Source organism: Tardiphaga alba, assembly GCF_018279705.1.
GTDB lineage: Bacteria > Pseudomonadota > Alphaproteobacteria > Rhizobiales > Xanthobacteraceae > Tardiphaga > Tardiphaga alba.
In genome coordinates this window covers 3,110,375-3,122,792 of sequence record NZ_CP036498.1, presented here as the reverse complement: position 1 = coordinate 3,122,792, position 12,418 = coordinate 3,110,375, and the positions used below count along the sequence as shown (strand labels likewise).

6 protein-coding genes and 1 pseudogene are annotated in these 12,418 nt (G+C 63.7%); 1 reads left to right on the top strand and 6 read right to left on the bottom strand.

All coding sequences use genetic code 11. The features are described from left to right. The first annotated feature begins 64 nt into the window (after window positions 1-64). Window positions 65-1,087 (top strand): helix-turn-helix domain-containing protein, encoded by a 1,023-nt coding sequence (locus tag RPMA_RS14815; protein WP_211908112.1) that lies wholly within the window; start codon window positions 65-67, stop codon window positions 1,085-1,087. A gap of 27 nt (window positions 1,088-1,114) precedes the next feature. On the opposite strand, the gene RPMA_RS14810 is transcribed toward RPMA_RS14815, so the two are convergent. The 6 genes and pseudogenes from RPMA_RS14810 to RPMA_RS14785 all read right to left on the bottom strand — a co-directional run bounded on the left by RPMA_RS14810 (window position 1,115) and on the right by RPMA_RS14785 (window position 12,317). Then, a complete protein-coding gene (locus RPMA_RS14810; protein WP_211908111.1) occupies window positions 1,115-1,453 on the bottom strand; it encodes a lipid-A-disaccharide synthase N-terminal domain-containing protein in 339 nt (112 codons plus the stop codon). Continuing rightward, entirely contained in the window at window positions 1,454-2,197 is a 744-nt protein-coding gene (locus tag RPMA_RS14805) for a glycosyltransferase family 2 protein (RefSeq protein WP_211908110.1), read from the bottom strand. 66 nt (window positions 2,198-2,263) lie between these two features. Next, window positions 2,264-3,103 carry a phosphatase PAP2 family protein gene (locus RPMA_RS14800; protein WP_211908103.1) on the bottom strand — a complete coding sequence of 280 codons (840 nt, stop codon included), beginning with the start codon at window positions 3,101-3,103 and terminating at the stop codon, window positions 2,264-2,266. Beyond that, window positions 3,103-4,845: an ArnT family glycosyltransferase gene (locus RPMA_RS14795; RefSeq protein WP_211908101.1), complete on the bottom strand. Its 1,743-nt coding sequence runs from the start codon at window positions 4,843-4,845 to the stop codon at window positions 3,103-3,105. Before RPMA_RS14795 ends, RPMA_RS14800 begins: the two co-directional genes overlap by 1 nt. A 52-nt stretch (window positions 4,846-4,897) precedes the next feature. Beyond that, window positions 4,898-7,098 (bottom strand): annotated as a pseudogene (gene pbpC / locus RPMA_RS14790) (penicillin-binding protein 1C). After that, window positions 7,095-12,317, bottom strand: a complete 5,223-nt coding sequence (locus RPMA_RS14785) for an alpha-2-macroglobulin family protein (protein ID WP_211908099.1) — start codon at window positions 12,315-12,317, stop codon at window positions 7,095-7,097. The pseudogene pbpC and the gene RPMA_RS14785 overlap by 4 nt, the downstream one beginning before the upstream one ends. Between the last annotated feature and the right edge of the window lie 101 nt (window positions 12,318-12,418).

Here is a 12,418-nt window from a genome sequence, read left to right as displayed (position 1 = left end):
ACCCCGCTACAATACGCGTCATCGATGTCCGGATCAGAGCCATCGCTCGTCCGAGGAAAGTGCCTTGCAAGACCCGCAGCTCCATGCGCCGCCGCTTCCCCGTCTATACTACGTGACCAGCGGGCTCGATGACCTCGATGCATTTGCAACCTGGAGTGCAGTGCTCTCCCCTCTGTTCGAGCCGAGGTCGTGTGGTCCCAACAAGAAGATCCCGACCGGGTCGGCGTCGGGTGTCATTATCGGCGACATCATCATCGCCAAGGTGATCTTCACCGCCCAGGATTTCGTTCGCGACGAACAACGCATCGCTGTCACGCCGGACCACCTGCTACTGCACCTCTATGTCAATGGCGGATTCAATGGGACGATCAATCGGCAAACGACGACGATCGGCCCCGGCAAGGTCGCGCTGATCGATCTCGCGCACCCCGTGAACACACGCGCCTTTGCATCGACCACCGTCTCGCTGATCGTGCCGCGCAAGTTGCTGGATGGCGTGCCGTTCGACACACTCAAGCCGCGCCTCGATACACTCAGGAACGACCTTCTGGCCGCACATATCCGCTCGCTGCTGGAACGGAGCGCGCAATTGACCGAGGCCGATGTCACGGCCACGATCGACGATACTGTTGGATTTTTGAAACGCCTGCTCGCGCCGATGCCGGACGATTTTCTCGTGCGGCAAAAGGATGCCGACGAAAACATCCTGGCGCTGACCGAAGCGACGATCCGGGATCATCTCGCATTGCCCGAACTGTCGCCGGACTGGCTGGCGCTGAAACTCGACATATCGCGCGCCACGCTCTATCGCCTGTTCGCGGATCATGGCGGCATCATGCGCTATGTCCAGGAGCGTCGTTTGCTCGCCGTGCAGGCCGCCCTCAGCGATCCCCTGGAGACCCGCCGGCTGTCGCGGCTCGCATCAGACCTGGGCTTCAGCAGCGAGGCGCATTTCAGCCGCAGCTTTCGCGCAAGGTTTGGGTCTACTGCGAGCGCCTATCGCAAAAGCCAGCTCGAAGCATCTGCAACCATCCAGCTCACGAGCCCCGAGATCGTTCAGCACTGGTGGATGACCGTGGCTCAATGACCACGCAAAGATCGGCGCAGCAGGCGATTAGTTCGACAGCGTCTTCGAGGCGCGGCCGCGGTTCTTGATGATCAGCATGATGTTGCGGACATAGATCACCGTGGCCGCGGCCTGGCCGATGATGATCACCGGTTCGCGCTTGGCGATGCCATAGACCAGTGTCATCAGCCCGCCGGCGATCGAGAAGAACCAGAACGCCATCGGCACCACGCTCTGCCCGGCGCGCTCGCTTGAAATCCACTGCACCACAAAGCGCGCGGTGAATAGCAGTTGCGCCACCAGGCCGAATGCCAGCCAGAAATCGAATTTGGCAACGAACACATCGTAGAGATAGTCGCCTAGAACCTGGCCGTAGCTGATCAGCATTTACTTGAACTCGGTTGCGACAGGCGTCGTGCGCTTGCGGCGGATCAGCCACCACACGCCGGCCAGATCCATCAGGCCGACCCACAGCCGGTCGAAGAATCCGTAATTCGACACGCCGGAATGACGCGGGCGGTCGATGACATCCACATAGGCGATCTCAAATCCCTCGCGGCGCACCAGCGCCGGCAGGAAGCGATGCAGACCATCGAAATAAGGCAGCGACAAGAACACGTCACGGCGGAACGCCTTCAGCCCGCAGCCGGTGTCACGGGTGCCATCCTTGAGCACGGCGTTGCGCACCTTGTTGGCGATGCGCGACTGGAATTTCTTGAAGCCGGTATCCTTGCGGCCGACCCGCTGAGCCGCAGCGAGACCGACGCGCCCGCCGCCATCGGCGATCGCCGAAATCAGGTTCGGCAGGAATGCCGGATTGTTCTGGCCGTCGCCGTCGAGCGTCGCGACGATGCCGCCGCGCGCATGGCGCACGCCGGTGCGTACCGCCGCCGACTGGCCCGATGACGCCGCATGATCGATCCGCCGCAGATTGCCGCGCGCCTGCATCAATTCGGCGAGTAAACCAGGCGTGCGGTCCGTGGAGCCGTCATTGACGTAGATGATCTCGTAAGCCCAGCGGCCATCCAGCGCGGCTGCGATCTCGGCGATCAACGGCGCGACATTGCCCTCCTCGTTGCGCACGGGCACGACAATGGAGACGTCGATGGGAGAAGTGTCAGCAGCGGACAAAGCGAAGCTCTTGGTTGGCGGACCGGCTACGGGAACTCGCCGCAGCCACGGCGCGAAGACGGCTTATTATGGGGCGATCGCCTCGCGGGCAACCCTCTTGACGTGTCCCCAGGACGGCCCCGGCAACGGGACAGTTTCTCCGCCCGGTCGGATGGTGAAAGCGAGGTGGCGGGCCGCGAACCAGTAACGCATGGCCATGGCGACGATCCAGCCGAGCAGACCGCCGGCCACTACATCGCTCGGATGGTGGGCTAGTAGGACCAGCCGGCTGCAGCAGATGATGACCGCATAGGCGATCATCAGCATGCGCAACCGCGGCCATAGCGCTCCGACTGCAAAGGCGAGCGCAAAGCTGGTGGTCGCATGGCCCGACGGGAAGCTCGCATAGATCTCGCTCCATGAGAAATGCGAGTAGTGAAACGCATTGGCGGCGCCACCGACGAACGGCCGCCCGCGGCCAATGGTGCCCTTGAGCAATTCACCCAGGATGACGGCCACGCCCACCGTAAGGAAGATGTATTGAACGCGCGTGCCGACACTCAGCCAGATCGCCCGTGACACGCCACGCAGCCGCGGCGCGACCAGCATGATGAAGATCAACAGTGCGAACAGCACCCACAGCACATATTCGGACTTCCCGAAATCCGTCACGATCCGCAATGGCCACAAACTGGCCGTGCCCCGCGGCGGCATCAGACCGATCTCATAGACATCGAGCAGATACATCAATGCAATGATGACCACTGCCGTCAGCGCGCCGAATGCGAGCGAGCGCTTCGCCCAATGGCGCGCAGCTTCGGCGCGGCGCGAATGCGCGGGTGGCCGTAGCACCTGCGTCACCGCATGCCACAGGATCCTGCCGAGTTGTGCGAAGTAGCCCGGCGCAGTCTGCGACGGCCCGGTCATCACTCGGTTCCTTCGGAACGATAGATGGCGATGGAGACGGCTTTACCCTGCGAGTAGTTGTAACCTTCGACGCGGGTAAACATGTTGTAGCGCAGGCCCAGCGCTTCCGCACGCTGCGCGAACTGGCGCTCGGAACGATACTCCACCAGAGCGAACCGGCAGCTGCCCTGCGCCAGGAAATCCGCGGCCCCCGCACCATCCAGAAGCTGCGCTCCGGTGCCGGCCATGAAGACGAGGCTGGGTTCATGATAGCCGGCTGCAGCCGCCTTCGGCGCCACGCAGACAACGGTGCGCAATGCCCGCGCGAGGTGAACGCTCGGGAACACCGGCTTCAGCGACGGCAGGAACACCGCGTAGAACGCGATGCTCATGAAGAAGGCCGCCACCACGCCCGACAACAGCGAGCGTTCGGCGCGGTTGTTGTCATACATCATCCAGGCGAACAGGCCGAAGACCAGCGCGCCGGCCGCGAACGGCCAGGCCAGGAACATCGGGTGACGGACGACGGCGACGGAGCCCACCAACGCGCCCACGGCTGCCAGCACGGGAATGGCAAACCACCACGCCGAGCCGCGCGACAGCCAGCCACGCGCCAGCACCCGGCGTTCCATGGCGCCGACAATGAGAATGGCAATGGCCGGATAGAGCGGCAGCACGTAATGCGGCAGCTTGGTCATCACGGCTTCGAATACGATCCAGGACGGCACCAGCCAGGCCAGCAGGAACTGGGCGCCGGGCTCACGGCGTGCACGCCAGATTGCCGGCGCGGCCATGCCGGCGAGCGGCGCGCCGGGCCAGAACGTCACCCAGAACAGCAGGAAGTAGGTGCCCGGAGGTGCGCCGTGGGATTCCTGCGCCTGCAGCTTGCTCAGCATGTCGCCGCCGATGGAATCCTGGAAGAAGCTCTGCCCGGCCTTCAGATAGATCGCCACGAACCACGGCAGCACCAGCAGCAGGGTCCACGGAATACCTGCCAACGGTTTCAACCGACCGAGCCAACCCACCGAACGATCCATGATGCCCAGCACCAGGATGGTGAAGCCGACAAACATCAGGATCAGCGGCCCCTTGATGAGGATACTGACCGCCATGCCCGTCCAGAACACGAAGGGTTCGAGCCAGCCGCCCTGCTTGTTCTCCTCGCCGCGCTGCCAGGCCAGATAAACCCGCGCCATGGCGCCCATCACGGCCATCACCGTGAGGAGCAGCATGGCGTCGGTCTTCGCCATCCGCGCTTCGACATTCAGCAGCACCGAGCTGCACATGATCAGGCCCGCCAGCACCGCGCCGCGCCGCGTCACGAAAGCCAATGCGGTCCAATATGTCAGCAGCACCGCGCCGATGGCGCCGAGCAGCGACGGCACGCGGTACAGCCAGATGCGGATTTCGGCATTGGGCACGCCGAGACGGTCGGCGACCTCCACCACGGCCGCTTGCATCCAGTAGATGCCTACGGGCTTCTTGTAGCGAACCTCGTCCTGGAACCGGATATCGACGAAATCACCGCTTTCGACCATCTGCTTGGTCGCCTGGGCGAACCGTGCTTCGTCGCGGTCGATCGGCGGGATCGTAAAGAAGCCGGACAGGAAGAACAAAAAGCTGACGACGGCCAGGAAGGCGACCGCCCGGCCGTGGCTCAACGTGACGAAATCCAGCACGCGCGCGAGCGTATTGCCCGGATCGACACGGGGTTTCGGCTCACGGGGGGCACCAAATCGGGGTGTATATTCAGTCTCAGCCATATGCTTGTCGCATACGCTGAAACTACCGGTCTCACAACCAGTTAGCCGGGGTCTACTGGATTCTGACCACAACTGTTGCTGCGGCGCCCACCGCGTCCATGACGGTCAGCCGGACAAAGCCCGGCCCGGGGGATCCACCATCCGCTCGCGACGGCTATCAATCTCGCCAGCTGCGGAACCATTGACCATCACTGTCATGGGCAGCACCCCGCCAGCGACTTTTACCGGCACCGGGGACAGCTGCCCCTCGCCTGCGCCGGCATCGATCCGGGAGCCATTCAACGGAAACTGGATCTGCAGGGCCTGTTCGCTGCCGGATCGCATCAGTTCACCTGCCGGGCGGAACCGGCGTAACGGCAGCGGCAATTTGGCATTGCTCGCCACAAGCGCCCCCTTGGGGGCCCTGGGGAGCGGTGCAGTCAGCTTCCCGGTTCGCGCAAAGGCGTCGAACAGGATCGGCGCCGCGGCCACTCGCCCGACCAGTCCGGGCACCGGCGCACCATCGGGCCGTCCCACCCAGACACCGATGGTCATACGGCCATCGAACCCGACCGACCAGGCGTCACGGTAGCCGTAGCTGGTGCCGGTCTTGAACGCGATACGGTTGTGTACGGCATTATCCGGCGGCGGCGTGCCGATCAGCACATTGCCGACCTGCCATGCCGCGACCGGGTCCATCAGCCGGAATGTCTCACGATCATCACCGCCATTCGCCTGCATCAGTTCGCGCAGTGGCTTGACGCTGCCGAGGCGCGCCACACCGGTATAGAGCTGGACGAGGTCGTGCAGCGTCACGCCGACGCCGCCGAGACCCATCGCGAGACCCGGCGTTTCGCCGGGCGGCAGCACGAGATTTCCACCGGCCTGTTTCAAACGGGATGTCAGCCGTGACGCTCCGACGCGGTCGAGCAACGCAATGGCTGGCACGTTGAGCGACAATTGCAGGGCCTTACGCACCGGCACCGTGCCCTGGAACGTCATGTCGAAGTTTTCCGGCGCATAGGTGCCGAACCGCACCGGCCGATCCTCGATCAGGCTTTCCGGATGAACAAACCCATCCTCGAAAGCGAGGCCGTAGATGAATGGCTTGAGCGTCGAACCGGGCGAGCGCACGGCGCGCGTCATGTCCACCTGCCCGGCCCTACGGTCATCGAAGTAATCGGCCGAACCGACATGGGCGAGAATGTCGCCACTCTCATTATCGACCGCGAGAATGCCGATGGAGATATTGCCGCCGAGAGCAGCTGCGCGATCCCGCGCCAATGTCTCCAACGCCTGCTGGATGCCGGCATCGAGCGACAACGGAATGATCGGGACATCCTTGCGCAACGATGCCGCCTGATCGGCCGCATGCGGCGCGAGGATCGGCATGGGCTTGCGCAGCTTGGGTACGCCAACAGCCTTGGCCTGAACCGCATCGGCCTCAGACACCCGTCCTTCGCCGACCATCCGCTCCAGCACACGATCGCGCGCAACGCGGGCATTGCCGGGATGCCGGTCGAGGCGCCGATGTTCCGGCGACTGCGGCAACGCCACCAGCAGCGCAGCCTCGGCAAGCGATAGCCGTTTCGGCTCCTTGCCGAAATAGGCGATGGACGCTGCGCGAACGCCTTCCAGATTGCCGCCGAATGGCGCAAGCGTCAGATACAAATCAAGGATCTGCTCCTTGCTCATCTGGCGCTCGAGTTGGAGCGCGCGCACGGCCTGGCGAATTTTCGCATGGACCGAGCGTTCGCGCCGCGGCTCCAGCAGCCGCGCCACCTGCATCGTGATGGTCGAGCCACCTGAAACGATATGTCCGCGCGTCACCAATTGAATAGCGGCACGCCCGAGCGCCAGCGGATCGACGCCGTGATGCGCGTAGAAACGTTTGTCCTCATATCCGAGCAAGATGTTGAGATAACCGGGATCGATCGACGAACTCGCCGTCACCGGCAGCCGCCATCGGCCGTCCGCCATGGCGTAGGCGCGTAAAAGCTTGCCGTTGCGATCGACGACCGTGGTGGAAACGGTGCTGACCTTGTCGAGCGGGAGCGGTCCGAGCGAATGGACCCAGGTGGCGAAAGCAGCGCCAGCGAAAAGCAGAGCCGCACCTGCAACGATCACCGCACGTTTGATGACGCGCCGCGCTCTCCTCCCGTCATGGCCGGTCCTGTCCCGGCCATCCACGTCTTCGCGAAGGGGCGGTAAAGGCGTGGATCCCCGGGACAAGCCCGGGGATGACGGTGTTTCTACTGAATCACCCTCGCTCATTTCGCTTTCGCGACCTCGACACTGCCCGTTCCCGTCCGGCCATATCGCGATGGATTGTACATGTCCTCCACATAGGCCTGCGGGAGCACGTATTTGCCGGGCGACACAGCGCGAACGATATAGGCGACCGTGAACACAGCCTTGTCATTCGCCTTCCGATCGATGGCTGCCGTGAAGCGGTCGTCGCGGAATTCGGTGTTCACCGGCTCCTGACCGTCCTCAATCCAATCCAGCTTGCCGCTGTCGCCTGACGACACCAGATGCGGATTGTCGATTTCGAAGCCGGCCGGGAGATAATCGGCCACCATGACGTGCCCGTATTCCGGCTTGGCTTCGGTGATCTTCAGCACTACAGCGAAGCGGTCGTTCTGCTTCGCCTTGGCAATATCGGCCGGTTTGCCGTCGAGCGTGAAGTAATTGCGCTCGATCTTGAAGCCATTGGACGCAGCCGGCTCTGGCGTCACCGGCGCGCCCGTGACCGAGACCACAGCCTGTATCGGTGTATCGCCGCGATTGGTGATCTTGATCGGAACGCCCGTCAGTTCAGCTGCCTTGTAGCTGCGATAGAGTGCCGACTTCACCGCCGCGCCGTTGACGTCCAGCGACAGCGTATTGGCCTCCTTGGCCAGTGCGCGCGATGCCAGCACCAGCCACGCGTTTTCCTGCGTGGAGGTGTATGGCGTCAGCCCGCGCGCTGCTTCGACGCGCTGGACGGCCTGGGTTAGCGTTGCCCGTGGCGCGCTGCCTTCGCTGGCCAGCGAGACCAGCGCCGCCGCATCGCGCAGGGCCGAGCCGAAATCGGTCCGGCCGAACTCGATGACGGGCTTCGGCTGCAGGCTTTCGACGGCGGCGCCATAGACGCGTTCGGCACGTGCGCGATCGCCAACCAGCGCCAGCGCGGCAGCAAGCTGCGATTTGGCGATCGGGGTCGCCAGATTGCCGAGCTTGGTATCTGCGAGATAGCGCAAATCGCCGATCGGTGCGGTGCCGTTCTTGGCCAGCACATAGAGGCCATATGCCAGTTCACGGCCGCCGTCCTTTTCAGGCTCCGCCGCATTCACGACGGAGTTGCGGACACGGTCGAGCGCTGCACGGAACAGAACGTCCGGCACCACAAAACCCTTCTCGCGGGCGCGGGTCAGGAAGTCCGTCACGTAAGCATCGAGCCACGGGTCGTCGCCGCCCGACGACCACAGGCCGAACGAGCCGTTCGAGCCTTGCCGCGCCAGTAGCCGGTCGATGGAGTCCTTGATGCGCTGATCGACGGACGTGTCCATCGCCAGATGGGCGCCTGCAGCGAGATCGTTGACATAGAGCAGCGGCAGCGCTCGGCTGGTGATCTGCTCCGAGCAGCCATAGGGGTAACGATCCAGCGCCTTCAGGATACTGGCAGCGTCCAGAGCCGTGGAGAGGCTGGCTGACAGCGACACACCGCCGGTGCCTGGTACGAGATCGGCGAACATGTCCGATGTCAGCGTCAGGCTCTCGCCTTTCGCCAAAGTACGGATCGAGCGCCGGGCCAGGATCTGCGTGGCCGCCTTGACGTCGAGCTCATAATGCCGCGCCAGCGTCAGCCCGTTCGGACCCTTGATATCGACATCGAACTGCGCTCGGCCTGCACCGGCCGCATCGATGGCGAGCGCCATGGAGGTTCGCTGCTTGGCAGCCAGTTTGACCGTGGTCGACGGATTGCCGGTGAGTTTCACCGGACCCGAGGTTTTTACGCTGATCGTGTAATCGCCGGCTGCGCCTTCGACATTGTCGAGGTCGAAATTCATGGTGCCGCGATCACCCGACAGCAGGAACCGCGGCAACGTTGCCGTCAGCACCACGGGATCGCGAACGATGACATCGACATTGGCGCGACCGAGCTTGGTGGCGGTCCAGGCCACGGCCATCACGCGTGCCGTGCCGGCAAATTCGGGGATCTCGAATTCGATCTCCGCCGTGCCGTCGGATTTCACCGTGACGATGCCTGAATAGAGCGCCAGCGGTTTCTGGGTCGGCGCGGAGCCCTGCAATTCGGCGCCGGCACTGTCGCCGCCTGTGCGCAGCTGGCCACGGGTGCCCTGCATGCCGTCGATCAGTTGCCCGTAGAGATCGCGGATTTCGGACGTCATGCGGCGCTGGCCGAGATAGTAGTCATCCGGGGCCGGCGGCTTGTAGTTGGTCAGGTTGAGGATGCCGACATCGACGGCTGCGACCACGATCTTGGCGTCTTCACCCGGATTGAGGCCACCGAGCTTGACGGGCAGCTTCATGGTCGTGCTGGGGCGCACCAGCGCCGGCGGCGTCAATGCGACGTCGAGGGTGCGCGCCTTCTTGTCGATCCCGAACCATTTCAGGCCGATGGCGCGCCCAGGCATCCGTTGTCCCGCACTGTCCAGCGGCCGCCGCAACGTCGCCACGACATATGCGCCAGTGCCCCAGTCCTTGCCGACTGGAAGGGTGACTTTCGAGGCGCCTTCCTTGACCGAAACGCTGGTGGTCGTGAGCAGTCGGTCGCCGATGACATTGACCGTCAGACGGCCGGCCGTACGTGCATTCACCGACACCGTCATGGTGTCACCGGAGGCATATTCCGGCTTGTCGATGGAGGTCTCCAGCAGGTCCGGCGTATCGGCGTTGCCGTCCGAATACCAGCCCACATCGAACTGCACCGATGTGATCGGGCCATCCGTGTCGTTGGACTTCACATCAAGGCGATACCGGCCCGGCTGCGGCTGCAGGCTGATCCGGGCCGGCTTGTCCGCGGCAATCGTCAGGTCGCCGTCGGCCACGCGCTTGGTGGACTTTACGGGCTCATAGTCCCAGGACGAATTCTGCCGGTACCACTGGTAGCGCGACTCGATCTTGAGGAGTTCGTAGCGCAGACCGTTGCGGGCGAGCGAGGTGCCCTCGGGCGATACGACCACGACGTCGAAGGCCGCATTGTCGCCCTCGGCAACGCTCTTGTCCTGGAACAGCGGCTTCACGCCGATCATGGGAGCTGCGGGGGCAATCGGCAGCACCAGCTTGCGCTCGACGGCCCGCCCTCCGGACTCCGTCATGCGAATGAAAATCTGCGCCTCCTGCGGCCGGGTCGAGGATGGCGGCTTCGCCAGGCTGACCGGGAAGGTCGCGGACCCGTTGGCGTCGGCTTCGGGCAGGTCCTCGATCGGCTTGCGTTCGTTGCTGGCGCTTTCTTCGTCCGCGACACCGAACTGATAGCCGGGATAACCCGGGCGCGCGGCGGCCGGCGCAACCAGCAGATCGCCTTCGAGCTGGAGGCCCGAAGCCGGCGCACCATAGAGGAACCTGCCATCAACCTTAAGTTCTACAGGAAGATCAGCTTTGATCAGTTTGTCCTTGGAATTTATATCAAATTCGATCCGGTCGGCGACGTAATCCTCGACCATGAACGTGGTTTCACCGATCGATGGCGCCTTCGGATCGGTGAAGGCGCGGACGCGCCAGGTGCCGGTCGGCACGGCAGAATTCAGCGGGAGCGTGAGGCTGCGACCGCCTGCCCCCTGATCCTGCAGGACGGTCCGGCGGAACTCGACGCCGTCTGGACGTTCAACGACAAGCGTCATCGGACCGGAGCTCACGGCATTGCCCTGCCCGTCCCGCAGCAGCGCGGTGAGGTAGACGGTTTCACCGGAGCGATAGACGCCACGCTCGGCATAGACGAAGGCGTCCGCACCGGCCGGAACCGGACGGCCGGATACACCGCGGTCGGACAGGTCGAAGGCATTCGACTTGAGACTCAGGAAGGCATAGTCGGCCTTGGCTGCCGTCACGGTCAGCATCGCCGGCGACAACCCGCCCTCGCCCTTGCCGAGGCCGGCTTCGAAAAGGACATGGCCGGCGTCGTCGGTCTGGCGCGTTGCCAGGATCTCGTTGTTGCGCGCGATCAGGCGCACTTCGGCTTTCGTCGTCGGCTCGGTCGAGGCCAGCGAGTTGACGAAGACGTGGATGCCGTCATTGCCGGAGAACGCGGTCAAACCGAGATCGGAGACGATGAACCACTGGGTGGCCAACGAGCCTCCCTCGTCGTCGTTGCCGGCCGACCCCGGGCCTTTGGCCGCTGCGGTCATCACATAGACGCCGGGCTGCAACTCGCCGATCGCCTGATCCACCGGAAACGCGGTGATAACGTCTTCGTTGAGCTTGGTGTCTGTAGTGAGTTCGCCGGTCCAGACCTTCTGGCCGCGCTCATCGCCAAGCGCTTCGAGCTGGTACTTGCTGAGCGCAGTCTGGAAATCGCTGCCGATCACGGTGTTGATCAGGTTGCGGTCGCCGATCCGGAACACATTGATATTGACTGCCTGTGTGTTGACCGACACCAGCGGGATGCCCTTCTGGCCGGTACGCGGCAGAACATAGGCACGGCCGGTAAAGCGTACGAAGGGCTTGCGGTCGCGTACGTAGATGTTGAATTCAGCCGATTTCGGCAGGCTTTCCTTCACGGTGGATGGCAGGCCCGCACGCAGATTGATGTTGTAGCGCTCGCCGTGCTTGAGACCCTCGACGCAGAGCTGCTTGTCCTCGGACGTCAGTGCCGGCTTGTCGCTGCCCGCAAGCGCCAGGAACGGTCCGAAATCGACGCGTTTCGCCAGATCCTCAGAAAACTGGAAGCAGGCGCGCGGCGACGCCGAATCGGAGTCCACGCTGTAGTCGAGCAACCGGAAACCGTGCTCACCGCGCATTTTCTCGTATTGCTCGCGTGTATCCGCGACCTCGCGCAGATCCAGTGACAGCCTGAAAGCATCCAGCGCGGGACGCCAGAGTTTCCGTTCGGCCATGGCGCGGCCAAGCACGGCCAGTGCCTCGGCCTCCTCGCCAGCATTGCCGGCACGTTGATAGGCAATATAGGCAGCGGTCGCGGCCCGCTCACGCAGGAAGGTGGTTTCCGAAGATGTTGCCGGGCGGATCTGCGAAACAGTCTTGGCGAGGCGTAGCCAATTGGCGCCATCTTCCGGCGCAATCGCCACGATCTGTCCGAGGATCTGCAACCCGGCGCGCATGTCCGAGCGGCGGAATGCGGCATCGGCATCGGTGCGCAAGGTCACCGCCGATTTGGCAACGGGCCCCGCTTCGCTCTTGATCTGCGACTCCAGCTTGATCGCGCGATCGGCCAGCTCATCGCGGCGGAAAGCCTTGTCCGCGGCCTGGCTGGACGCCAGTCCCATTGCCAAGGCGACGCAGAAACTGGCGGCGCGAACAAAAGCCTTCATGAAAAACTCCCCTGCACGGATGAGCGCTGATGGCGCTCAGGCTTGCGCGATAATGATGACAGACCGAGTGGCCGGCGGGACTTCGGAGGAAACCTATTCTG

What these genes read in the sequence shown, in the direction of transcription:
- RPMA_RS14810 (WP_211908111.1), bottom strand. Translation starts at nt 1,453, where the DNA reads ATGCTGATCAGCTACGGCCAGGTTCTAGGCGACTATCTCTACGATGTG.
- RPMA_RS14800 (WP_211908103.1), bottom strand. Translation starts at nt 3,103, where the DNA reads ATGACCGGGCCGTCGCAGACTGCGCCGGGCTACTTCGCACAACTCGGC.
- RPMA_RS14795 (WP_211908101.1), bottom strand. Translation starts at nt 4,845, where the DNA reads ATGGCTGAGACTGAATATACACCCCGATTTGGTGCCCCCCGTGAGCCG.
- RPMA_RS14785 (WP_211908099.1), bottom strand. Translation starts at nt 12,317, where the DNA reads ATGAAGGCTTTTGTTCGCGCCGCCAGTTTCTGCGTCGCCTTGGCAATG.